This is a genomic window from Pseudomonas sp. JDS08PS003 (genome assembly GCF_045013505.1).
GTDB lineage: Bacteria > Pseudomonadota > Gammaproteobacteria > Pseudomonadales > Pseudomonadaceae > Aquipseudomonas > Aquipseudomonas protegens_B.
In genome coordinates, this window is record NZ_CP120724.1 from 4,938,426 (window position 1) to 4,964,480 (window position 26,055).

At 63.9% G+C, this 26,055-nt stretch carries 12 protein-coding genes; 7 read left to right on the forward strand and 5 right to left on the reverse strand.

What is annotated here, in order from left to right:
- Positions 1-206 precede the first annotated feature (206 nt).
- Complete coding sequence (locus P7C00_RS21930) at positions 207-2,837, forward strand: hypothetical protein (protein WP_404937350.1); 2,631 nt, start codon at positions 207-209, stop codon at positions 2,835-2,837.
- 27 nt (positions 2,838-2,864) lie between these two features.
- Here the strand turns inward: P7C00_RS21930 and P7C00_RS21935 are convergent, their stop codons facing one another.
- The 4 genes from P7C00_RS21935 to P7C00_RS21950 form a co-directional block, all read right to left on the reverse strand.
- Positions 2,865-3,395, reverse strand: coding sequence for a DUF3087 domain-containing protein (locus tag P7C00_RS21935; RefSeq protein WP_404937351.1), 531 nt, complete (start codon positions 3,393-3,395; stop codon positions 2,865-2,867).
- A gap of 151 nt (positions 3,396-3,546) precedes the next feature.
- Positions 3,547-5,031: a PepSY domain-containing protein gene (locus P7C00_RS21940; protein WP_404937352.1), complete on the reverse strand. Its 1,485-nt coding sequence runs from the start codon at positions 5,029-5,031 to the stop codon at positions 3,547-3,549.
- 53 nt (positions 5,032-5,084) lie between these two features.
- A complete protein-coding gene (locus tag P7C00_RS21945) occupies positions 5,085-7,253 on the reverse strand; it encodes a TonB-dependent receptor (RefSeq protein WP_346635201.1) in 2,169 nt (722 codons plus the stop codon).
- Between the two features lie 118 nt (positions 7,254-7,371).
- Entirely contained in the window at positions 7,372-7,755 is a 384-nt protein-coding gene (locus P7C00_RS21950) for a DUF2946 family protein (RefSeq protein ID WP_346635202.1), read from the reverse strand.
- Between the two features lie 533 nt (positions 7,756-8,288).
- Here P7C00_RS21950 and P7C00_RS21955 point away from each other — a divergent pair.
- The 5 genes from P7C00_RS21955 to P7C00_RS21975 all read left to right on the forward strand — a co-directional run bounded on the left by P7C00_RS21955 (position 8,289) and on the right by P7C00_RS21975 (position 15,569).
- Entirely contained in the window at positions 8,289-8,807 is a 519-nt protein-coding gene (locus tag P7C00_RS21955) for an Hcp family type VI secretion system effector (protein ID WP_025129830.1), read from the forward strand.
- Between the two features lie 196 nt (positions 8,808-9,003).
- Positions 9,004-11,535, forward strand: coding sequence for a type VI secretion system Vgr family protein (locus P7C00_RS21960; RefSeq protein WP_404937353.1), 2,532 nt, complete (start codon positions 9,004-9,006; stop codon positions 11,533-11,535).
- Entirely contained in the window at positions 11,532-13,241 is a 1,710-nt protein-coding gene (locus tag P7C00_RS21965; RefSeq protein ID WP_404937354.1) for an esterase/lipase family protein, read from the forward strand. Before P7C00_RS21960 ends, P7C00_RS21965 begins: the two co-directional genes overlap by 4 nt.
- Positions 13,238-14,389 carry a T6SS immunity protein Tli4 family protein gene (locus tag P7C00_RS21970; protein ID WP_404937355.1) on the forward strand — a complete coding sequence of 384 codons (1,152 nt, stop codon included), beginning with the start codon at positions 13,238-13,240 and terminating at the stop codon, positions 14,387-14,389. The genes P7C00_RS21965 and P7C00_RS21970 overlap by 4 nt, the downstream gene beginning before the upstream one ends.
- A 169-nt stretch (positions 14,390-14,558) precedes the next feature.
- Positions 14,559-15,569: a T6SS immunity protein Tli4 family protein gene (locus tag P7C00_RS21975; RefSeq protein ID WP_404937356.1), complete on the forward strand. Its 1,011-nt coding sequence runs from the start codon at positions 14,559-14,561 to the stop codon at positions 15,567-15,569.
- A 196-nt stretch (positions 15,570-15,765) separates the two neighbouring features.
- Here P7C00_RS21975 and P7C00_RS21980 read toward each other — a convergent pair whose 3' ends face one another.
- The gene (locus P7C00_RS21980; protein WP_210672348.1) at positions 15,766-16,152 is read right to left on the reverse strand and encodes a DUF6124 family protein; all 387 of its coding nucleotides are present in this window, start codon (positions 16,150-16,152) and stop codon (positions 15,766-15,768) included.
- Between the two features lie 1,195 nt (positions 16,153-17,347).
- Between P7C00_RS21980 and P7C00_RS21985 the strand changes: the two genes are divergently transcribed.
- Positions 17,348-26,038 carry a GH36-type glycosyl hydrolase domain-containing protein gene (locus P7C00_RS21985; RefSeq protein ID WP_404937357.1) on the forward strand — a complete coding sequence of 2,897 codons (8,691 nt, stop codon included), beginning with the start codon at positions 17,348-17,350 and terminating at the stop codon, positions 26,036-26,038.
- Positions 26,039-26,055 lie beyond the last annotated feature (17 nt).

Here is a 26,055-nt window from a genome sequence, read left to right on the forward strand (position 1 = left end):
GTTATAACCAGGGTTATTTTTTCCATGCGCCAGACGCATCAAGCGCCTTCACCCCTTGCATCCGTCACATGCCCGGTCAGCCCTCCCGACTTGCGCCGGTGTCGCCCACCGGAGCCAGCGCATCCGGTATTCTGCTGGGCGCTCGCCGGGGCAACCGATCCAGGGCTACCCCAGATCCTGCCCCCTCCGTCTCCCAAGGAAGGCCCATGACATCCGACGCGAACCCGTACCAGATCGAGCAACAGCGCATTCGTTTCAGACGCCTGAGCCTGCATCAGCAAGCCCCCGGGCAAACCACGCCCCAGCGTGGCAACTGGGGCCTGGCACTGTCCGGTGGCGGCATCCGCAGCGCCACCTTCTGCCTCGGCGTCCTGCAAGCCATGGCCCGGGCGCCGGCACCGGCGACGCCCTCCACGCCCCCACTCCAGCCAGTACCCGAAACCGCCACAGAGCACAGCCTGCTGTCGCGCATCGACTACCTGTCCACGGTCAGTGGCGGCGGCTATATCGGCAGTTTCTTCTCCAGCTTGTTCCTCCCCGGACGCCTGCGCGACCGAGACCTCCAGGACCCCGTGGGCCAGGCCGCCCGCGATGCCTACCAGGCGCTGCGCTTCGAGCCGCCGGGACGTATCAGCACCGGCGTCGACTACGCCCAGCAGCCCGTGGGCCGGGGACCGGGAGCCTGGCTGCGGGAAAACGGCCGCTACCTGACGCCCACCGGCTCCGGCGACATGCTCTATGCCCTGGCCATGACCTGGCGCAACTGGCTGTCGCTGCACGCCATGATCGGCATGCCGATCCTGTTGATGCTCAGCTTGCTGACCCTGTTCCAGGTGCTGAGCCAGGCCAGCCTGCTGCTGTGGCCGCTGATGGCTGCCCTGCTGTTCGCCCTGCCCTGCGCCGTGGCGTACTGGCTGGTGATCCCCCAAGGCGACCTGGACCAGCCACCCAACCTTGGCAACCCGGCATTTCGCTTCATGCTGGCCATCGTCACCGGCCTGTGGATCGGCGGCGCCCTGGCCTATGACCTGGCCCAATGGCAGGTAGTGGGCACCCTGGCCCTGTCGGCCGCGCTGGTCGGCAGCAATGCGCTGCTGATCACCCACCGGCTGGTCCGCCGGCTGGCGGATCACCGAGACCCAGCCAAGGACAGCATCTGCAACAACTGTGTGCGCAACTACCGGGTGCAGATCACCCGCGCCCTGGGGCGGGCCATGGCGGCGGTGGCCATTCTCGGTTTCCTGGCCTTGCTGGTGACCGGTGCCCAGGCACTGTATCGCTACCTGCTGGACTATCAGGCCCTGGCCACGCCCCTGCTTCTGGCGCTGCTGGTGTGGCTGGTGCGCCGCCTGGTGCTGCTCAAGGATGAAAAACCGCTGCCCGACTGGATGCGCAAACTGCCCCTGGATGTACTGGCGCTGGTTGCCGGATGCCTGCTGTTGAGCCTGCTGTGCCTGTGCTGGGCGCTGCTGGTGCAATGGGTCGCCCATGACGGTGGCGCCATCAGCTACAGCGCCGCTGCAGTCTGGCGCCTGCTGGCCTTGAGCCTGGTGACGGCCTTGCTGGTTTGCGTCAGTGGGCGCTTCATCGGCTTTCTCAACACCTCGTCACTCCAGGCCTTCTATAGCGCCCGGCTGACCCGCGCCTACCTCGGCGCGTCCAATGGCCGGCGCTTCAACGGCCCGCCACAGCAGCGCCGCACCTACCTCAGCGTGGCCGAGCCGATGTCCAGCGACGACCTGTCGCTGCAGCAGTACTACGCCACCCCCAGTGCCGGACCGGTGCACCTGATCAACGTCACCATGAACCTGACGGTGGACCCCGCCGAGCAACTGGTGCAGCGCGACCGCAAGGGCAAGCCGCTGTGCATCGCGCCGAACTGGGCTCCCGCAGCCGAAGGCGGCGTCGCCAGCGACGGTCCGGCGGAACGCTACACCCTCGATGGCAAGCCCTACCGCCGTGACCTGAGCCAGGGCCCGACCTCGGAAATCATGAGTCCCCTGAGCCTGGGCCAGTGGATTGGCGTCTCCGGCGCCGCCTTCAGCACCGGCCTGGGGCGAGCCAACAGCCTGGGCATGTCGCTGATCCTGGGACTGGCCAACATACGCCTGGGCATCTGGTGGCCCAGCCACTTCGTCGATCCCGGACAGCAACATTGGGTGCCCCGTGACCTGACGCCCTGGACCTACTTCAGCACCCAGGCCTATCTGTTCTATGAGCTGACCTCGCGCTTTCATGGGCATCGGCGCGACTACCAGTACCTGTCCGACGGCGGGCATTTCGAAAACACCGCCACCTACGAGTTGCTGCGTGAGGGGCGCGGGGTGGAACTGATCGTCACCTGCGACAGCGGCTGCGATCCGGATTACCAGTTCGACGACCTGGCCAATCTGGTGCGCCTGGCGCGCATCGACCAGGCCCTGGAGATCCGCGAAGACCCGGGGGTGCTGGCCCATCCCCAACTCAAGGCGCTGTTCGCCAGCCAGCAAGAGTTTCGCCAGCCACCGAGCGCCGACAGTCAGAAGTGCGCCTTGCTGCTCAACGTCTATGCCCATAGCCCCGACACCCAGGCGGACATCGCAGCCACACCCCACTGCCGGATCCTGGTGCTCAAGCCGCGGCTGATCGCCGGGCTGACACCGGACGTACTCAACTACGCCCGGGCCAACCCGGGCTTTCCCAACCAGAGCACGGTGGACCAGTTCTTCGACGAAGCGCAGTTCGAGAGTTATCGCCAGCTGGGGCTGAATATCGGCCAGAAGCTGTTTGGCCGCAGTGGCCAGTCCAACGAAATGGCCGAGGCCTTGTGGCGCTACCTGGATGATCCGCAGCCCTGAAGCAGGGCTAGCGGATCAACCTGAACGTCAGCGCGGCTGGTGCACCTTGACCGCTTCCAGCCACTGCGCCTCCAGGCGTTCCTGTTGCGGGTCGATGCCCTGCTCGGCCAGCAGCGCCAGGTGGCGCTCCACTTCGCCATGCATCTGCCCGTGGGCGCTGGAGTTGGCGTCCAGCTGATGCATCTGGGTCAGCCCCAGGTGATAGAAACGCAGCAGCTTGAGAGCCGCAGGGTCTCGCGCCGCCACCCCGGCGGTGACCTGATGCATGACATTGGTCACCCGCATCAGGCTGCGCTTGAGGCGCCAGCCATAGACCGCCGAGGCCATCCACGGCTGGGTCCAGAAGACCGTGCGCAACAGCACGGCGCTGATCACCAGCCCGGTGAACACACCACCGGCATTCCACACCAGGTTATCGCCGCCGGGCTGGCCGAACACCGCCACCGCCGCGCTGGAAAACAGCATGGCCAGGGCGATGAACACCAGGGCGATGATCAGGGTGCTGCGGCGAGTTTGCCGGCGATAGAGTTCGGGGTCCTGCGGGGTGATGACGAACATGGGTGCGACGGGCTCCAGAAGCAGTAGGGAAATGAGCAGGCGGGCATTATCACCGCTGGGGCCGGGAGCGGTGGCTTAAATCGTCGGGGAGGGACACAAATACGCCATAACCCTGATCCAGGTCGCGGTATCGCGCCCTCCCCCCCCCCGCTCAACGCCGACGCGCACGCAATGTACGCCCCAGGCGACGCCAGCCCAACACCACGCCGCTGACGCTGATCAGTAGGCCTGCGGCGCTGAACAGGATCATCCACAGGTCCCACAAGGGTCGGTTGGCCAGCAGCGGCAGCCAGTCCCAGCTGTGCAACAGAGCGAACAGCCAGCGCGAAGCGCGGCGCGGCTGATCCAACTGCCCGGTGATCGCCCCGGTGTGAAGATCCAGGTGCAGCCAGGTCTGGGCCGGGTCGTCGAAGCGCACCCGCAGCACCGGCAGGCGCTGTTGCAGGTGGCCCATCATGCTCTGGGGCTCCCGAGCGTAGTAATAGAAATCGTAGGCGGCCAGTGGCTGGACAATCATCGGCCGCTCGGGGCGAATGGCCCAGGCCGCCTGCCGCAAGGTGTCGGGGTTGAACTGACGCAGCACTTGGTTCTCGGCCATGGCCAGAATCCGCGTGCGCCCGGCACCGTCGTAGCCAATCACATACCCCTGGCCGCCGATCATCCGCCACTCCAGCTCCCGGGCCTGCAGGCCGTCATCGGCAAAGCGCTGCAGGGCCTGGGCCGCACTCAGGGGGAAAGCCGCCGTGTGCAGCGATCCGCCCTGGTAGGCCGTCACCGACAAGGGCTGGGCACTGCTGAAGAGCTTCCACGGGTTCATCGACATCAGGCCGCTGAAGATCCAGGTGACCAGCAGCACACCGAACAGCATGCCGCCCAGGTGATGCCAGCGGGCAAAACCCTGGTACGGCGAGTGCGAGCCGTTGCGATAGGTGCGTTTGAAGCGCCAGCGCAGCACGCCCACCGCCAAGCCGAGCACGGCCATCAGGGTCGCGGCCAGGGACAGGTAAGTGACGATCGGCCCCCAGGCGCCATCGATGCCGATGCCCCGCAGCGGGTACAGCCAGTGCAGCCAGGCACCGATCCAGTTCCAGCCACGTTCGGTGGCGGTGGCATCGCGCACCACCTCGCCCGTGGTGCCGGAAACATACAGCAGACGTCGTTCGGCATCGGCGGTGGCCACCCGCAGCAAGGGCCGATCGGCGTCCAGGGCTCGGGATTGGCTCCACATGTCGCCGTTCACTGTCCCGCGATCACGCACCGCCACGCCCGGCGCAAACTGCCGGGCCGCCGCCAGAGCCTCGATCCGATCGGTGGGCAGCGCCTGCAGGCCACTATCAGCCTCGATCGCCACCTTGCGCGGCCCGGGGTATTCGAGAATGTAACGGGGCGCGCCGGCCACCGTGGTCAGGCGGATGCTCGAAGGCGGATGTTGCGGGTCGGCGGCATGCAGCACCTGTTCCAGGTCGGCGCTTTGCTCGTCCAGGACCAGCGCCGGCAAGTGCGCCAGATGCTCGGCGGGGGTCAACTTGGGGTAGCCGACATACAGCATCACCACCCCGGAAATAAACCACAGGGCCATGAACAGGCAGGCCACTATGCCCAGCCAACGGTGCCAGAGGTACAGGTAACGCTTCATCACAGGCTGCTCGCAAATGCGCGGGGCGCCATCGGACGCCCCGCTGTCTCAGGTTAAAAGCGCGTTTGCAGCGCCAGCTCGAAGGTCCGCGGCGCCCCCAGGTACAGCTGGGTGGGCGCAGTGGTACGGGCGTAGACCTGATCGGTGAGGTTGCGCACCCGACCGGTGATCCGCGTATCGGCATTCAACTGGTAGCCGACGAAAGCGCCGAAGATCGTGTAGGCCGGGGCATAGCGAGTATTGGCTGCGTTGGCGTACATCGACGACACGTAGCGTGCATCGGTCCCGACCTGCCAGGACGGGGCAATGTCGTAGGTCAGCCACAGGTTGCCCACCTTGTCCGGGGTGTTGGTGGGGCTGTTGCCCTTGCGCGACACCGGCCGCCCGCCGACGTTTTCATAGAACTCATCGTATTGGGCGTCGACGTAGGCGAAGTTGCCTTCGGCCAACAGCTTGGGCGTCACCCGCAACGAGCCCGCCAGCTCCACGCCCCGGGACGATTGCTGGCCCACCGGCTGGCTGCTGCCGGGGTTGCTCGGATCGGCGGTGGACAGGTTCTTGCGTTCGATGCGGTAGGCGGCCAGGGTCGCCGAGCCGCGGCCATCGAGGAAATCGAACTTGCTGCCGATCTCCCATTGATTGCCGGTGCTGAGGTCAAAGTCGCGCACCTGACCGTAGCTGGCGGTGGTCAAAATCCCCGCCGGTGGATCGGCGGCGGTGCTGTATTGCACGTAGACGTTGGCCGCCGGCGTCAGCTCATAGACCAGCCCCAGGCGCCCGGTGGTGGGCCGGTATTTACGCTGGAAGAACGCCGGGTTGGCCTCGGTGACCGCGCGGTAGTTGGTCACTTGCAGGTCGATCTGGTCATGGCGCAGGCCACTGAGCAGGGACAGGCGATCGGTTAGTTGCAGGCGGTTTTCCAGGAACAGGGCCCAGGTGTCCACCTGGTTGCGGCGGTTCTTCTCGAAGCCGCGCTGCATGCCCGGCAAGTCCCAGAAGCTGCCCGGATCAAAGGCGTCCGGATCGACCCCAGGCAGCGAGCCCGACACCGAGCGCGGGTAGTTGCTCATCACGTTGTGGCTGTAATCGATACCCGCCGACCACTGGCTGTCGAGGCCGAACAGGCTGTTGTGATGCAGCAGTTCGAAGCGATTGCCATTGAGCTCCTGAGCGTGACGCTGGAGCAGGATGCCGGAGCGGTTCACCTGGGTGTTGCTGCTGTTGTAGGCGTAGGTTTCCAGGTTGCGGTATTCGCGGTCGGCGTTGTAGTGGTACAGGGTGTTGCGCACGGAAGTACGGTCATTGACCTGATAGTCGATGATCGAGCGCAGCCATTGCACCCGCTGTTCATAACGACCGTCGCTGACGTTGTAGTTCTCGAAGCGCCGGCTCTGGTCCACCTCCATCTTGCCCCCCAGCGGATTCAGCGCCGGCGTGCCCCAGTAAGGGCTGTCGACGCTTTCGTTCTGGTACTCGTAAGCCAGGGTGTGGGACAGCTGGTCGTTGAAATCCGTCAACAGGGAAAACGCCGTGGTCCAGGCATCGCGCTGCTCGCGGTCGACATAACCGTTGCTGGTGGTGTGACTGACATCGAAGCGCGCGTAATGCCGCGGCCCTGCCCCGTCGTTCAGTGCGTGGTTGAAACCGAAGGAGGTTTCGCGGCTGTCGTAGGAGCCATAGCTGACCCGCCCTTCATTGAACGACTCGGTGCGCGACGGCAACTTGGTGATGTAGTTGATCGAACCGCCCACGGCGCCGGCGCCATAGAGAAAGCTCGACGGCCCGCCGACGGCCTCGACCCGGTCGTAGATCCAACTGTCCACCGGGCGCGCCGCAATGGAGTCGTATTGCACGCTGATGCCGTTGAACAGCTGGGTGATCTGCGAGCCGGAAAACCCGCGATACGAGACGAACCCGGGCACGCCCGGTGACGCGGCGGCGTTCATCCCCGGCACGCTGGCAAGCATGTCCTGGGTGTTGGCAGCGCCGCGCTGCTCGATCTGCTGGCGGTTGACCACATTGACCGTCGCCGGGGTTTCCCGCGGGGTCAGGCCCAGGCGCGAGCCGGTGCTGGTCTGGGTATCGAGTTGCAGACCGGTTTGTGGCGCTTCATCGGCGCTGATGCGCATCTGCGGCATTTGCAGCGGGGCATCGGCCAGGGCATTGAACGACAGGGCACAGCACAGCGCCGCGCAACTGGGGGAGCGATACAGGAACTTCATGGACTCGGACTCGAAAAAAAATCATCGAACAGCGTCCGGCAGCCGTCGCCACAGCGACCGTGCAGCTAATGCCGGAGGACGAGAAAGCGCGACCGTCTGATGCGGTCGCCAGGGCGAGTCAGCCCAGTGGCGGTGCCCGGGGATTGAGCGCAGGCCAGGAATAACGTGGCGGCGCCTTGCTGCGCTGCTCGCCCCCCAGCCGTGGCGGGCGTTGGCGGCGCAGCATCCAGCCCAGGCAAAACAGCAGCGCGATGCCCAGGCTCACTGCCGAGCACAATGGGCACATGAACGTGCTCAGCCCGCCGGCGGCGGCCTGATCACTGAAGTCAGCGTCCAGCGCCGGGCCCGGGTTGCCCATGGCGGAACAGAACTGCCCGCCGACGCCATTGAGCTCCAGCCCGACCATCTGCCCATGGCCCAGACCGCAGACGAACACGTTGAACAGCACGCAGAAATACAGCGTCCAGGCAATGTGGGGGCGGTGGGAGGAGGCATGGGTCATGGCGGCAAGATTAACAGCGAAAAAAGCACTGGAAAATCACCAATGCATGGCAAGCGAAATTCATTGGCCTGCCCGCGGTGAGGTTGTGGCGAGCTTTATAGCCGACTCCCGAAGAGCGGAGGATCGGACCAGAACTAAAGTCGCCGGGTGGCGGGGACGGCAGCCCCCGGGCGCCGCCGGGTGAGCCCGTGCCTTGGCGGCCCCCGGCTACCTGCATTGCCCATGATGGCTTTTGGCCTTGATGCGCAAGAAGTTGCGCACGCAAATGTGGATAAGCCTGTGGGCACATGGCTGTAGGCCTGATGGCCGGGGCTGTACAGAGGAGTGCGCAAGAAGTTGCGCAGTACTGCGCAACTTCTTGCGCACTTTCTGTGGGAATTTCGGTTGGAAACAGCCTGTTGAACCCTGAATTTTCATCAAGTGATTGATTGGCAAGGAGTATTGGCAAGTTGGCATGACTCTTGAGATGTCCCTGGAGCCCGGCGGCCATTCAGGCCTCCGGTTTTCCGTATGTCCAAGCAAGGAGAGCAACAATGGCAACCCCAGCGTATATGTCCGTCACCGGGACCAAACAAGGTCTGATCACCGCCGGTGCCTTCACCGCTGACTCCGTTGGCAACACCTACCAGGAAGGTCACGAAGATCAGGTCATGGTCCAGGGCTTCAGTCATGAAGTGATCATCCCCCGCGATCCGCAGTCCGGTCAGCCCACCGGCCAACGGGTACACAAACCGGTGAAGATCACCAAGGTTTTCGACAAGGCTTCACCGCTGCTGCTCGCGGCCCTGACCTCCGGTGAGCGCCTGAGCAAGATCGAAATCCAGTGGTTCCGCACCTCCGCCGCCGGCACCCAGGAGCACTACTTCACCACCACCCTGGAAGACGCGATCATCGTCGACATCAAAGACTACATGCACAACTGCCAGGACCCGTCGAACGCGCATTTCACCCACCTGGAGGACGTCGAGTTCACCTACCGCAAGATCACCTGGACCCACGAAGTCTCCGGTACTTCGGGCTCCGATGACTGGCGTACCCCAGTCGCCGGCTAAATCCAGCGAAACGTTGCAACCCATCGGCCAGCCAGGCGGGTCGATGGGGTCGCGCGCCCCTGGCAGACCTGGGGAAGGCGCACCGGTCATCCGTTGGAGAGGGTGAAACTCGGGAAAGCCGAGTGCCGGATGCGCAATCCCTGATCGGTCATGTTGTCAGGGGGGATGAGCACTTCACGAAGTGGAGATGGGAGTCATGCGGCAAAGGGATTTGAAGTTCACTTTTTCTGTGCTGACCGCGCAGGTGGCGTTCGAGGTGGTTGAGTTCACCCTGGAAGAAGCCTTGTCCGAGCCTTTTCGCTTGACGCTCGAGCTGGCCAGCGACAACGGTGCTATCGACTTCGGCCAGATCCTCGACCAGCCGGCCTTGCTGACGATCTGGCAAGGCGGCCTGCAGGTGCGGTATGTCCATGGCTTGGTCAGCAGCTTCACCCAGGGTAAAAGCGGTTTTCGCCGCACCCGTTACCGTCTGCTGGTGGAGCCGCAACTGGCCCGGCTGGCCCTGAGTTCCGACTGGCGCATTTTTCAGCAGAAAACGGTGCCCGATATCCTCAAGTCGGTGCTGGACGAGCACGGCGTTCTTGACTACCAACCCTACATCCACACCGAACATGCGCCGCGTGAATACTGCGTCCAGGCCGGAGACACCGACCTCTACCTGTTTGACCGCCTGTCCACCGAGGAAGGCCTGTTCTATTTTTTCAAACACGATGCCAACGCCCACACCCTGGTCCAGGGTGACAAGTTGTACGTCCAGGAGCGCATCCAGGGGGCTGCGGTGCTGTACAGCACTCAGCCGGCCGGGGATGCCCCGCAACCGGTGCTGTACGCGTTCAGCTACACGGAAAACGTGCGTAGCGCCGAGCAGACGCAGCGTGACTACAGCTTCAAGCGCCCGGCCTTCGACCAGCAGCAGCGACTGCTCGGCGATAACCTTGAGCATCAGGCTCAGCGCTATGAGCGCTACGATTACCCAGGCCGCTACAAGAGCAGCGCCGTCGGCCAACCCTTCACTCAGAACCGCCTGCTGGGCCATCGTCGCGATGCCCGTGTCGCGACGGTGGAAGGGGATGATCCGCGGCTGATTCCGGGGTTCTCCTTCCAACTGACCGGGCACCCCCGGGGCGACTTCAACCGCTGGTGGCGCTCGGTGCGTATCACCCACACAGGGATACAGCACGCCAGCCAGCAAGAAGAGGCTGCTGGCGCCGAGATGGGGGTGAGTTACGACTTCCGCGCCCAGATCATTGCCGAGGACTGCGAATGGCGGCCGATGCCACTGCCCAAGCCGGTCATTGACGGGCCGCAGATTGCCACGGTGGTGGGCCCGGAAGGCGAGGAAATCCACACCGATGAATATGGCCGGGTAAAAATTCAGTTCCCCTGGGACCGCGAGGGCAAGCACAACGGATTCAGTTCCTGCTGGGTCCGGGTTTCACAGAACTGGGCCGGAGCGGACTGGGGCCATATGGCGATCCCGCGTATTGGTCAGGAAGTCATAGTCGACTACCTGGATGGCGACTGTGACCAGCCGATCATCACCGGACGCACCTACCGGGCCAGCCATATGCCGCCCTACCGCCTGCCGGATCACAAGATCCTCAGCACCATCAAGAGCAAGGAACACAAGGGCAGCCGGGCCAACGAACTGCGCATCGATGACACCACCCAGCAGATCAGTGCGGCCTTGATGAGCGACCACGGCAGCAGCGCCTTGCACCTGGGGTACCTGACCCATCCCCGTCCCGAAGGCGGCGCACCGCGTGGCGAGGGTTTTGAACTGCGCACCGACGAGCGCGGCGCCTTGCGCGCGGCCAGGGGGCTGCTGCTCAGTACCGAAGCGCAACTGCAGGCCAATGCCGGGCAGTTGCAGCGTGGCGCGGCCATCCAGGTGCTGGAAGCCGCGCTGCAACTGGCCAAGGGGCTGGGCGACTATGCGCAAGACCATCAAGGCATCGGGCATGACACCGAGCCACAGCAAACCCTCAGCGAGGCGGTGCGCGACCTGGGGCATGGCGCCAACGACGAGTCGCAGCAGAGCAACGGCGGCAACCCGGCCATTGCCCTGAGTGGCCAGGCGGGCATCGCCGCGGTGTCTCCCCAGAGCGTCACCCTGGCGGCGGGCGAGCATATCGACAGCGTCGCCCAGCAGAATCAGCAGCTCACCTCGGGTCAGAAATTCGTGGTCAATGCCGGTACCGACCTGGGCCTGTTTGCCCAGAGCGGCGAGATGCGCCACATCAGCCACCAGGGGCCGATGTTGTTGCAGGCGCAACAGAACAGCATTCGCCTGGAAGCGGATCAGAGCGTGGAAGTCAGTGCAAGCAAGCAGCACGTCCTGGTGTCTGCCAAGGAGCACATCACCCTGATGTGCGGCGGGGCTTACCTGACGCTCAAGGGCGGCAATATCGAGCTGGGCATGCCGGGCAATTTCACGGTCAAGGCGGCCAAGCACTCCTCTATCGGTCCCGCACATGCCTCGACCACGTTCAACTCATGGGAGTCGACCCCGTTCAATGACGCCTATGTGCTGCGTGATGAAATCACCCTTGACCCCCTGGCAAACACCACCGTAGAACTGCGGCGCGGCGACGGTGGGGTCACCACCCTCACGACCGACGGACAAGGCCGTCTGCCCAGGCAGCAGGACCTGGCCATGGATCAAGTACAGATGCGCATTCTGGCCAAGGGAAAGAGTTCCAACGACGACAGGGAGTCCACTGCATGAGTAGCCAAGCAGCCGATAACACTGAGGACGTCATCATTCCTCGCTCGCGCGACAATCTGGGGCGACCGGTCTACAAGACCCAACTGACCCGCACCGAGGACCAGCGTGAAAAGGTCCTGCTGGCGAGGCAGGCCGCGCCGATTCCGGTGATCTTCATTCCAGGCATCATGGGCAGCAACCTGCGTAACAAGGAGGACCAGAGCAAGGTCTGGAGTCCGCCGAATGCCAGTTTTTGGCCCACTGATATCTTCCCCGCTCTCGCAGCCTTGGCTGTCTGGTGGGGCCGAGGCCCCAAGGATCGACAGATACTGCTAAAGCCGGAAAACGTCGAGGTGGATGATCGAGGCTCGATTGATACGGGCTCATCCGGCCTGAGCAAAGAGGCGGCGCGCATTCGTGGCTGGGGGACGGTGATGCGCAGCGCCTACAACCCGTTCATGGCCCTGATGGAGGGCCGCTTGGACAGCATCGTCAGCCGACAACAGATCCAGCAATGGTGGAACACTGAAAGCCTGCATGAACCCGCAGCCTATGGCGAAGAACTGGGGCAGGCGACGCCCCTCAGCGAAGATGAACTGCAACAGGCGGGCAAGTATCAATTCGACGTCTGGTGCGCCGGTTACAACTGGCTGCAATCCAACCGGCAGTCCGCCCTGGATGTGCGTGACTACATCGAGAACACCGTCCTCGCCCACTACCGCGAACACGCAAGCGTCAGCCCTGAGCAGGCGGATCAGATGAAGGTCATCCTGGTCACCCACTCAATGGGTGGGCTGGTTGCACGCTCCCTGACCCAATTGCACGGTTACAAACGAGTGCTTGGCGTGGTGCATGGCGTGCAACCGGCAATCGGTTCATCGGCCATCTACCACCACATGCGCTGCGGCTATGAAGGTATTGCCAGCATCATCCTTGGCTACAACGCAGGCGAAGTGACCGCAGTGGTGGCCAATGCCCCAGGGGCGCTGGAACTGACGCCTAGCAACGAGTATCGGGAAGGTCGCCCCTGGTTGTTCCTGTGCGATGCCCAGGGGCAGGTCATCAAGGATATGGAGGGAAAACCCCGCGCCTATCCGCAGAACCAGGATCCTTACGAGGAAATCTATAAGAGCACTGCCTGGTATGGGTTGGTGCCGGAGCAAAACACTAAGTATTTGGATATGTCGAAAAGCAAAAATGTAAAGGGAAGCTCTCGAATAAAGTTCGAAAAGAAAATTGAAGCTGTTGCCAAGTTTCATTCGGATTTGGCTGTGCAAGGCTACCACCCTGAAACCTATGCCCACTACGCAGCGGATGATGACCGTCACAGTTGGCGCGACATGATATGGCAAGGCGACCCTGCTCCTCTGGAAACACCCGGTTCCGCGCTCAAGGATAACGAAACCGGCAGCTACAGCAGTTGGTTTCGCCGTGGATTGCCGGTCATTGTACCGACGCTTGAAACTTGGACGGTCAAGGAGGAAGACCAGTCTGGCAGTGGTGGCGACGGCACAGTGCCAACCGACTCCGGGCAGGCCCACAAGAAGGCGGGTATCAAGGCCAGCTTCCGCCAGGGCAGCAAAGGCAAGGGACAGTACAACACCGAAAAGGGCTACGAACACCAAGAAAGCTACAACGACAGGCGAGCCCAGTGGGCCGCGCTTTATGGCGTGATCAAGATCGCTCAGTTGGCTGACTGGCACCCCGACGACAAGGGGGGCTTATGACACTCACTCGTCGCTTGTTTACTGTTTTTGGCCTGGTCGCTTTAACCAGTGTGACCAGTTGTACTTCGTTTTCATCTTCTCGGAGTCCCACCATGGACAAAACCGGATGGATTACTCATTGCTACGGACGCTTTCTAATTGATTTACCGCCCCAGGCAGAGATCAATGCTGGCTACTACCTGTGGGGCGACAATATCAAAGCGCTCGACGATACCCCTGCCGCCCTAGCAATCAGAATCGATAAGCGTGAACAGAAACTAAAAAGTGAACGCCATAGCAAAACACAAGAGAGCATGTTTCTAAGGCGGACTGAACATCAAAATGGTTCAGTTAGCCTGTGGTCATGGGATTCAACAGCTAGCACCTTGTCATACAGAGTTGATTCATATTTGGTGACACCACTAAAAAGCTCTGTCTATTACTATTCGGGAGAAGTTACTTATGACAGAGAGAAAAGAGGATTAGAAATAGTTAATGATTTAGCCCGTAACCTACGCTCTCGCTCTCCCAACGAAATCCCCGCCGAACCAGGATTCTGTATCGACCGGGCTTATATCGCGGGTGACAGCTTTCAAAGTGAAAACTTCGGGATTGGCGTGACCTTCCCGGAACACCCTAGAACCTTTTTGTCATTCAGATCCAGCACCGGAGCCGAGGAAGATCGGTTACTGGATCGAGTGAGTGGCTTTCTGATGGGTGCGGCAAAGATGGTTGCAGGCATCGAGACCCTGCGCAAAAGAGAGCGTGGCGGTGCAATTCCCGCGGATGAGTACCTGCTGGCGGGCAGCGCAAAGGGGCAACGCACCTACACCTTCCTCTGGGAAGCCCAGGGCAAGGACGAGTCGGTCAACGAGCCCCATCTCAAGGCGGAGCTGAGCGTAGAGGAAGCTGACGTCGATGACGTTGCCCCCCCACCAGTTCCCGCTTTCAAGTCAGATAAAGCAGCACTGGAACTGTGGGATGCCATCATCGATTCGATTCGCCTGCGTCCGGTATCGGCTACTGGACGCGACGAACATGCTGGCACGCCCTCCCCGCCTAAAGGTCCGCAACGGATGGCCAACAATCCATCGGTAGATGATGACTACGCCCTGGGAGAGTTCCTCGCTGAGCTGAAGCCTAAAGATAACTGGATGGATGATTTGTGAGTTTCTCAAGGAAGAGAGAAATGTTGCAGGTGCTAGAGCGACGGAGCCTTGAACGCAAGGGTTGCACACCAAAAGCGCTACCACAGCACACTCGCCAATGGGCCGCATTATCCGACGTGATCAAGATCGCTCAATTGGCTGACTGCCAGCTGGATGCCAAGGAGGGCTTATGAAGCGCGCTCGTTGCCTAATAACCATCGTTGGTCTCATCGCCCTGACTAGCGTTATCAGCTGCACATCGATTTTTTCTTCTCGGAGCCCGGCCATGGACAAGAGTGGATGGATTACTCATTGCTACGGACGCTTCCTGATCGACCTGCCGCCACAGGCTGAGATCAAAGCAGGGTATGACTTGTGGGGCATAAAAATTAAGGGGCTTGAAGATACTCCTACCTCCTTAGCGGCCAAGATCGATCAGCGCGAGATGGAGCTGAAGAGTCAAAAACATAAAAAGATACAGAACAGCATGTTTCTTCGTCGAGTAGATCTTGGCGAAGGAGCTACAGGGCTACTCTCTTGGAGCTCAGATGCCAGCACGGAAATGTATCGGTTAGACACTTACCTGGTGTCTAAACCAGAAGGGCGGACATACTACCGAAAAGGAGAAATATCAGTTGATAGAGAGCACCGCGGCATTGAAATCGCTACCTCTCTGGCCCGCAACCTACGCTCTCGCGTCCCCAACGAGATCCCCACCGAACCAGGATTCTGTATCGACCGGGCCTACATCGCGGGTGACAGCTTTCAAAGTGAAGGCTTCGGGATTGGCGTGACCTTCCCGGAACACCCTAGAACTTTTTTGGCATTCAGATCCAGCACTGGAGCCGAACGTGATCGGTTACTGGATCGAGTGAGTGGCTTTCTGATGGGCGCGCTGAAGATGGTTGCGGGCATCGAGACCCTGCGCAAAAGAGAGCGTGGCGGTGCCATTCCCGCCGATGAGTACCTGCTGGCGGGCAGTGCAAAGGGGCAACGCACCTACACCTTCCTCTGGGAAGCCCAGGGCAAGGACGAGTCGGTCAACGAGCCCCATCTCAAGGCGGAACTGAGCGTGGAGGAAGCTGACGTCGATGATGATGCCACTCCCCCGGCTCCCGCTTTCAAGTCCGATAAAGCAGCACTGGAACTGTGGGATGCCATCATCGATTCAATTCGCCTGCGTCCGGTATCGACGCCTTAAAGCGATGGCAATGACCGGATGCTCAAGGCTGCAATACTGCAGAAGCAGCCTTGAGCAAAGACCCTGAAAGGGCTGGCCTTAGCGGCAAAATCCTAAGCCGGCGTTACCGCAGCAACGGGTATGTCTCCCCATCCGTGTCGCCACCTCGCCGACGGCCAGCACACTCTGATTTGAAGAAGACCGGGGGACTCGGGCTTTACGAGCGCGGCTCGTCCGAGCATGAGCAGAGACTTCGCGGGCTAGCGTCCAGCAACGCCTCCACCACCGCCCGGGCCATCTCCACGGAATGCACCATGGACCAGATCAGCCCGCGCTCGATGCCGCTGCCCTGCTGGGTGATTTCATCGCAGACCTCTTCGGCGCATTTGAGCAACAACGACACATGCACCAACGCCTCTTCAGCACTGACGCCTGGGCGCACGCTGAACAGCGAGTCGGCAGAAACAGGTTTGGCTTGGGTGTTGCGCTGGAACAGCGCGGGGTCCTGCGGTTGCCGGGCCAGAGCCACGCGCAAGGTGGCATTGGCGGCCTTGAGTTCGGGATCGCGATAGGACGTGGGTGGATCGGGGACAATCTTTTTCATGGTCAAACTCCTTGCAGATAAAAGGAGCCGACACCGTTCGCTTGCACACGAATAAGGTGGCAGCCGTACGCAGGTGTGCAAGACCGAGTCTGCAAGGACACCCGGCAGATCCGAAGATCTCCCACGCACGGCCGCCATAACGCAGCGGACATGAAAACGATCAATCAGTGCTGATCGTTTGTGCGCCTTTGCAGAGTTCGGACTTGCACATCCGAGCCATCGATTTGGCGATGGCTCCGGCACCCTAGCCCGCCCATCAGGCGCATTCAAGCGGCCGGCAGTTTCTCGGATTTGCCTTACAAAAGAAAGCGAATCGGCGTAGTTCCAAGCACCTTTCAGCACTCTCTGAAACAGCCAAAGATGTGTGGCGATAGCGTTTGCCCCCGCTGGTTAGCTTGTCAGCAACCAGCCCGCTCACAGTCCCGCCGCCCTGTTTTCGTATCAGCGATGTGCCTGATGTACCGCGCCGACTGGCCGGGCGATGCTCGCCCGTTCGCAGCCTTCGGCAGCTCCTACAAGGGAAGGTGCCCCCCATTCCCGCTCCAGGCCGGCCGCAAGGCCGCCGTCACGCTCTTGATTTTGATCTGAGCGCCCCGTTAACCACGATGGCCGAACGCAGGCATTGAGCCGTGGGTAACCCGGCAGGACGCCGGGTTAGCCGCCACCCGGCCATGGATGGCCGGTGGCGGCGGCCCACGGCTCAATGCCGGAGTTCGGGCATGCCGAGCCTAGGCGAGGCACCGAGTGGAGGGGCAAGAGCGTTTTGCTTACTTTTGTCTGGGCCGGCATTCCGGATTTTCAAAAGTGAGTCGCTGTAAGAGCGAAACCATAAGTGGTCGTTACCGCATCAACGGATATGTACACAGCCCACCGCTGTAAGAGCGAAACCGCCAGCAACCACACCCGCAGCAACGGATATGCCCACCAACAAGACCGCACCCTCAGGTTCCACAACCGCTACGCCCCCAAACAGGAACAAGCCCCCTCGCCACGCCAAACCACCCAGCAGCAATGCCGGTCATCCGCCTATGTGCCCCAACGCACAGACACCCTCCCCCACTCCCGCCACCGTCAAGGTTGCAGCTTTTTGCCTGAAACGTTCGTCGCGACGGTGCATCGATTTGACCGCACGCCCCGCTCCCGGCCCTCCCTCGCACCCCGTGCCGAGGGACGGCTCTGTTATGCCAAGGAAAACATGGACAGTCATTGGACCCACGCATTCCTGAGGTTCTGGCGTCTGCCCGCCGCCAGATACGGCCAATGGAAGGCCTCGCGCAACAGCATCGAATACGAAGCACCGCTGCGCTCGGAATTGTTCAGCAGTGAACAGATGGCCAGCCACGGTACCCTGCTGGCGCAACAGCACCGCCTGAGCCAAAGCCGCAACCCCGACTGGCTGCTGGCACGCCTGGCGGACAACGCCAGCGCCCTGGCCAGTTGCTGCAAAAGCCTGACCGCCGCCACCGGCAGCTCGCCCCGGGCCACCCCCGCCGCCGAATGGCTGCTGGACAACTACTACCTGCTGGAAGAACAGATCCGCATCACCCGCACCCACCTGCCCCGAGGCTACAGCCGGCAATTGCCGCGCCTGGCCAACGGCCAGTCGGCGGGCCTGCCACGGGTCTACGACATCGCCCTGGAAACCATTTCCCACGGCGACGGCCGGGTCGACAGCGAAAGCCTGGGACGCTTCGTCGACAGCTACCAGAGCGTCACCCCGCTCAAGCTCGGCGAGCTGTGGGCGATTCCCATCATGCTGCGCCTGGCCTTGATCGAGAACCTGCGGCGCGTGGCCTTCCGGGTCATGGCCAACTGGAGTGAGCGCAATCTGGCCAACGACTGGGCCGACCGCCTGATGGAAACCGCCGAGCAGGACGCCAAGAGCGTGGTGCTGGCCGTGGCCGACATGGCGCGCTCGGCACCGCCCATGAGTGCCGCCTTCGTCGCCGAACTGGCGCGGCGCCTGCAGGGCCAGAACGCCGCCCTGGTGCTGCCCCTGGCCTGGATCGAGCAACTGCTGGGGGAAACCGGGTTGAACATCGAGCGTCTGGTGCAGCTCGACGCCCAACAGCAAGCCGCCGATCAGGTGTCCATCAGCAACAGCATTTCCAGCCTGCGCCTGCTCTCGGCCAGCAACTGGCGCGAGTTCGTCGAGCTGATGAGCCGAGTCGAACAGGTGCTTCAGGACGACCCGGCCCAGGTCTACCGGCGCATGGACTTCGCCACCCGCGACCATTACCGGCATGTGCTCGAACGCCTGGCACGCCACTGCCCCCTCAGTGAAGAACAGGTGGCCCGCCAGTGCATCGAACTGGCCCGGGCCCACTACCGCGTCGACGACCCGGAAGCCGTGGCCGGACACGTCGGGCATTACTTGATCGGTGCCGGACGCCGCACCCTGGAACAACAGATCGGCGCTCGGGTGCCCCTGGCCGAACGTGGCCGGCGTCTGCTGACCCAGGCGCCCCTGGGCTTTTTCCTGGGGCCGGTGATGCTGCTCTCGGCGCTGTTCGCCTGGCCGTTTCTCGACACCCTGTACCAGGAAGCCAGCCCCGGCCATTACTGGCTGGCACTGTGGGCGGTACCGGCGCTGTTGCTCGCCAGCCGCTTGGCCATCGGCCTGATCAACGGCCTGGTGACCCTGACCGTGGCCCCGGGCATTCTGCCGCGCCTGGACTACAGCGAAGGCATCGCCCCCCGCGCCCGGACCCTGGTAGCGGTGCCCTGCCTGATCGGCAGCGCAGCGGATATCGAGGAACTGGTGGAAGGCCTGGAAGTGCGCTTCCTGGCCAACCGCGACGCCCAGCTGTATTTCGCCCTGCTCAGCGACTTTCTCGACGCTCCCAGCGAAACCCTGGACAGCGACGCGGCCCTGTTGCTGCTGGCCCGGCAACGGATCGAAACGCTGAACCTTAAATACCCCGAAGAAGCCGTGGACCGCTTCTACCTGCTGCACCGGCCACGGCTGTGGAACGCCGCCGAACACTGCTGGATGGGCCATGAACGCAAGCGCGGCAAGCTCGAAGACCTCAATGCCCTGCTGCGCGGCCGGGGCCAGGAGCGCTTCTCGCTGATCGTCGGCGATATCCAGGCCCTGCCCAGCATCACCTACGTGATCACTCTGGACAGCGACACCCAACTGCCCCGGGACGTGGCCCAGCAATGCGTGGGCGCCATGGACCACCCACTGAACCGGCCCCAGACCGACCCGCTCAGCGGGCGCATCGTCAGCGGCTACGGGATTCTCCAGCCCCGGGTCGGCATCAGCCTGTCGAGCACCGCGCGCAGCGCCTACTCCCGGCTGTTCGCCAGCGATGCCGGGATCGACCCCTATACCCGCGCGGTGTCGGACGTCTACCAGGACCTGTTCCAGGAAGGCTCCTTCGTCGGCAAGGGCATCTATGTCCTGGACACGTTCGAGCAGACCCTGGGCGGGCGCTTCGCCGACAACCGGATTCTCAGCCATGACCTGATCGAGGGCTGCTACGCCCGTTCCGGGCTGCTCAGCGATGTGCAGCTGTTCGAGGAATACCCGGCCCGCTACAGCGCCGACGTCAAGCGCCACCAGCGCTGGATTCGCGGCGACTGGCAACTGCTGCCCTGGCTCCTGCCCTGGTCGCCCAAGGCAGCCGGCGGCCTGGAAAGCAATCGCCTGAGCCCTCTGGCACGCTGGAAAATCCTCGACAACCTGCGCCGCAGCCTCGAGCCCCTGGCCTTGCTGAGCATGCTGTTGTGGGGCTGGCTGGGCTCCACCCAGCCCCTGGCCTGGACCCTGGCGGTGCTGATTGTGCTGCTGGTGCTACCCCTGTCCGCCGCCTTGCGCGAGCTGGTGCACAACACCCCGGAAGTACCGTTGCTGCAACAACTGAACGCGGCCCTGGGCAGCGCCGGCCAGCACCTGTCTCGGGCCCTGTTGCCCCTGGCCTGGCTGCCCTATGAGGTCGCCTACAGCCTGGACGCTATGAGCCGCGCGCTGTGGCGCATGGGCATCAGCAAAGCTCATCGCCTGCAATGGCAACCCTCCCGGGAAGCCGAGCGCGGCCCGGATGACAACCTGCTGCAGCTGTACCGGCGGATGTGGATCGGTCCGCTCCTGGCCCTGCTGCTGACGGGGCTGCTGTGGCCGCGCCCGCAACTGCTGATGGCCGCGCCCTTGCTCCTGGCCTGGCTGGCCGGCCCGGCCCTGGCCTGGTGGCTCAGCCGCCCTGCAAGCCAGGTGGCGTTCGAGCCCTCCAGCGGCCAACGGCGTTTCCTGCAGAGCCTGGCCCGCCGCACCTGGGGCTTTTTCGACCAGTACGTCGGCCCCGAGGACAACTGGCTGGCTCCGGACAACCTGCAGGAGCAGCCGCAGCGCCGCATCGCCCATCGCACCTCGCCAACCAACCTCGGGCTGGCCCTGCTGGCCCATCTGGCGGCCCACGACTTCGGCTACCTGAGCAGCCGCCGGCTGATGCAGCGCCTGGAGCAGATGCTGGCCAGCATGGGCCGGCTGGAACGCTACCGCGGGCACTTCTACAACTGGTACGACACCCAGAGCCTGCAACCCCTGCCGCCGCGCTACGTGTCCACCGTGGACAGCGGCAACCTGGTGGGCATGCTGCTGACCCTGCGCCCCGGCCTGCAGGCCCTGGTGGATAGCCCACCGGCGCTGCTGCAGATCGCCAACGGCCTGCTGGACAGCCTCGATGTGTTCCAGGACGCCCTCACGGCGGCCGGCCAGGACACCGCCCCGGTGCTGCGCTGGCGCCTGGAAACCCGCGCCGTGCATGAGCACCTGAGCCTGCACGCCGACGTGGCTCCGGATGCCTTGCTGGGGCTGCTGCAACGCATTGCCGAAAGCACCGACCAGGCGCAGACCACAACGACGGACGATGTGGAGTTCTGGCGCCAGGCGCTGGCCGCGCAATGCCGTGACCTGCATGACGAACTGCAATGGCGCTGCCTGCCGCCCATGGCCGACGGCCGCCGCTTCGGCACCCTGAGCTGGCGCCAGCTGGCCCAGCTGGACGCCGGATTCTGGCTGCCGATGCACCACGAGCGGATCGCCGCCGTGCAGGAGCTGGCCCTGGAGCGCATCAGTTGCCTGAGTCGATTGCTGGAAGCGGTAGCCAGCATGGCGCAGATGGACTTCGGCTTTCTCTACGACACCCGTCGTCACTTGCTGGTGATCGGCTACAACGCCGACGAGCACCGCCTGGATGCCGGCTACTACGACCTCTTGGCCTCGGAAGTGCGCCTGACCCACTTTGTCGCCATCGCCCAGGGGCAACTGCCCCAGGAAAGCTGGTTTGCCCTGGGCCGCCTACTCACCAGCAGCGCCGGCACCCCGGTGCTGCTGTCCTGGACCGGCTCGATGTTCGAATACCTGATGCCGATGCTGGTGATGCCCAGCTACCAGGGCACCCTGCTGGACCAGACCTGCCGCGCCGCGGTGGCCCTGCAGATCGAGTACGGCCAGCAACTGGGCCTGCCCTGGGGCGTGTCCGAGTCGGGCTACAACACCCTCGACAGCCAGTTCAACTACCAGTACCGGGCGTTCGGCGTGCCGGGCCTGGGGCTCAAGCGTGGCCTCGGCGCGGAACGGGTGGTGGCGCCCTATGCCAGCGTCCTGGCGCTGATGGTGGCGCCCCAGGCCGCCTGCCAGAACCTGCAGCGCCTGGCACAGCTGGGGCTGGGTGGACGCTTTGGCCTCTATGAAGCCGTGGACTACACCGAATCGCGCCTGCCCCGGGGCCAGGACCATGCCGTGGTGCAGTCGTTCATGGCTCACCACCAGGGCATGAGCTTGCTGGCCCTGGCCTGGTTGCTGCTGGATCAGCCCATGCAGCGGCGTTTCGAATCCGATCCGCAGTTCCAGGCCATCGCCCTGCTGCTTCAGGAACGGGTACCGAAAACCGCCGCCCAATACCTGCACGCCGCCGGAGCACCTGCGGCCGACGAAGCGGCCCGGGCCCACGAGAACAAACTGCGGGTGTTCGCCGACCCGGACCGCAAGCGTCCGGCCGTGCAACTGCTGTCCAACGGTCACTACCACCTGATGCTCAGCAGTGCCGGTGGCGGCTACAGCCGCTGCAACGAACTGGCGGTGACCCGCTGGCACGAGGACCCGACCCGGGATCACTGGGGGCAGTTCTGCTACCTGCGGGACGTGGCCAGCGGCGACTTCTGGTCCGCGGCCTACCAGCCGACCCGACGCCGCCCAGAGAGTTTCGAGGCGATCTTCACCGATGCCCGGGCCGAATTCCGGGTGCGTGAACGGGACTTCGACAGCCACATGGAAATCGTCGTGTCACCCGAGGACCCCATCGAACTGCGCCGCTTGCACCTGTGCAACCGTGCCCGGGGGCGCCGCAGCATCGAGCTCACCAGCTACGCCGAAGTGGTCCTGGCCCCGGCCCAGAGCGATGCGGCCCATCCGGCCTTCAGCAACCTGTTCATCGAGACCGAACTGCTGCCCAGCCTGCAGGCCATTGTCTGCAGCCGCCGGCCACGGGCCCAGGAGCAAGCCGTGCCCTGGATGTGCCACCTGCTGGCGGCCCACGGTGTGGACATCGACTCCATCTCCTATGAAACCGACCGCGCACGCTTTATCGGCCGCGGCCGGGATCTGGCCTCGCCCCTGGCCATGGACCCGCAGATCGAACGGCTCTCGGGGACCGACGGCTCGGTGCTGGACCCGATCGTGGCGATCCGCTGCCGGATCACCCTCGATCCCGGTCAGAGCGCCACCATCGACCTGGTGACCGGAGTCGCCGACAGCCACGAACAGTGCCTGCAACTGATCCACAAATACCGTGACCGGCACCTGGCGGACCGGGTCTTCGACCTGGCCTGGACCCACAGCCAGGTGCTGTTGCGCCAGCTCAACGCCTCGCTGGCCGAAGCCCGGCTGTTCCAACAGATGGCCGCGTCGCTGCTCTACGCCAACGCCACCCTGCGGGCCGACACCAGCCTGCTGCTGGCCAACCGCCGCAGCCAGTCCGGGCTCTGGGGCCAGGGCATTTCCGGGGACCTGCCGATCGTCCTGCTGCAAGTGGGCGACCTGGCCAACATTACCCTGGTGCAGCAGTTGATCAAGGCCCACGCCTACTGGCGGCAGAAAGGCCTGGCGGTGGATCTGGTGATCTGGAACGAGGATCAGGTGGGCTACCGTCAGCAGCTCCAGGACCTGATCATGGGCCTGGTGACTTCCGGCAGCGAAGCCAGCCTGATCGACCGTCCCGGAGGCATCTTCGTGCGTCCGGCCCAGCAACTGTCCGGCGAAGACCGCATCCTGATGCTGGCAGTGGCGCGCCTGGTGATCAGTGACAGCCGCGGCAGCCTGGCCGAGCAGGTCCATCGGCGCCGTGCCGACCCGTCGCTGCCGCGTCTGGAGGCGCCCCTGGTGCGCCTGCCACAGCCGGCCAGCAATGCCCCGGCAGCCCCGCTGCCGGAGCTGATCCTGGAAACGCCCTTTGGTGGTTTCAGCAACGACGGCCGCGAATACCTGATCACCCTCAACCCCGGGCAACCCACCCCGGCGCCCTGGGCCAACGTGCTCGCCAACCCGCTGTTCGGCACGGTGATCTCGGAAAGCGGCGGCGCCTACAGCTGGCGCGAAAACGCCCACGAGTACCGCCTCAGCCCATGGCACGACGACCCGGTCAGCGACCCCAGTGGCGAGGCCCTGTACCTGCGTGACGAAGACAGCGGCCAGGTCTGGTCGCCCACTCCCCAGCCCTGCCCCGGCAACGGCAGCTATCGCACCCGCCATGGCTTCGGCTACAGCGTGTTCGAACATGAGGAGAACGGCATTCACAGCGAGTTGACGATCTATGTGGCGCTGCAGGCGCCGATCAAGTTCTCGCGGTTGAAGATCCGCAACCGCAGCGGCCGGCCACGGCGCCTGACGGTGACCAGCTACGTGGAATGGGTGCTGGGGGAATTGCGCGGCCGCTCGGCCATGCATGTGGTCACCGAAAGCGATCCGGTGAGTGGCGCCCTGTTCGCCCGCAACCCTTACAACATGGAGTTTTCCGGGCATGTGGCGTTTCTCGACACCGACTCCGCGGTGCGCAGCTTTACCGGCGACCGCAGTGAATTCATTGGCCGCAACGGCAGCCTCGCGGCGCCCGCCGCGCTGACCCGAGAGCGTTTGTCCGGACGTTCCGGCGCCGGTTTCGACCCCTGTGCGGCGATGCAGGTCGCGGTGGAATTGGCGGACGGCCAGAGCCAGGAAGTGCTGTTCCGCCTGGGGGCCGAGGTGGATGCCAAGGCCGCAACCCGACGGGTCCTGCAATACCGCGGTACGCAGATGGCGCAGAGCGAACTTGCCGCCGTGCATCAGCACTGGCAGCACAGCCTGGGCACGCTGCAAGTGCGTACCCCGGACCCGGCTATCGATGTCATGGCCAACGGCTGGCTGATGTACCAGACCATCGCCTGCCGCTTCTGGGCCCGCAGCGGTTTCTACCAGTCCGGTGGCGCCATCGGCTTTCGCGACCAGTTGCAGGACAGCATGGCAATGATCCACGCCGAGCCGGCCCTGGCCCGCGAGCACCTGCTGCTCTGCGCCGCCCACCAGTACCCCGAGGGCGACGTCCAGCACTGGTGGCATCCGCCGCAGAATCGCGGGGTGCGCACCGGCTGTTCCGATGACTTCCTCTGGCTGCCCCTGGCCACCAGCCGCTACGTGCAGATCACCGGCGACCGCAGTGTGCTGGAGGTCGAGGTGGGTTACCTGGAAGGTCGTCTGCTCAATCCCGGCGAAGAGTCCTACTACGACCTGCCACAAGCCTGCGGGCTGCGGGAAAGCCTCTACCGCCACTGTCAACGGGCCATTGAGCACGGCAGCCGGCGCGGCGTCCACGGCTTGCCGCTGATGGGCACCGGGGACTGGAACGACGGCATGAACCGCGTCGGCGAGCGGGGCCTGGGGGAAAGCGTGTGGCTGGGGTTCTTCAGTCACGAGGTGCTGCAACGGTTCGCCGTCACCGCCGAACAGCACAACGATCCGGCCTTCGCCCTGACCTGTCGCAATCAGGCCCTGGCCTTGCGCGCCGCCCTCGACAGCCAGGCCTGGGACGGACAGTGGTATCGCCGCGCCTGGTTCGACGACGGCCAGGCCCTGGGCACCGCCCGCAACCTGGAGTGCCGCATCGACTCCATCGCCCAGAGCTGGTCGGTGTTGTCCGCGGCCGCCAGTGACGCCCGCCAGCACCAGGCCATGGAGTCCCTGGACCAGCATCTGGTCCGCCGGGACAGCGGCGTAGTGCTGCTGCTGGACCCACCGTTCGCCCACAGCCCACTGGACCCGGGCTATATCAAGGGCTATGTGCCCGGGGTGCGGGAGAACGGCGGCCAGTACACCCACGCGGCAATCTGGGCCAGCATGGCCTTCGCCCGCCTGGGGGACAGCGCCCGGGCCTGGGAACTGCTGCACATGATCAACCCGGTGAGCCGACGCAGCGCCGAGCAAGTGGCCACCTACCGGGTCGAACCCTATGTGATGGCCGCCGACGTCTATGGCGTGGCGCCCCACACCGGGCGCGGCGGCTGGAGCTGGTACACCGGCTCGGCGGGCTGGATGTACCGGCTGATCGTCGAGTCGTTGCTGGGGCTGCGGCGTGAAGGCGACCGCCTGTACATCGAGCCGGTGATCCCGGCTCATTGGCCCGGCTACAGCATGGACTACCGGTTTGGCGCGACGGTCTATCACATCGAGGTGCGGCAGAACCCCGGCGCCAGCCTGAGCCTGAGCCTGGACGGCCGCCCCCTGACGGGGCTGGCCATTCCGCTGCTGGACGACGGCACCACACGCCGGGTGTTGCTCACCTGGCCCGTCAACGTCCCACCGCCGCAGACCGGGCTTTCCCCGACAGCGGCCATCACCGAGTCGGCGCCATGACAGACACCGGGCAACGC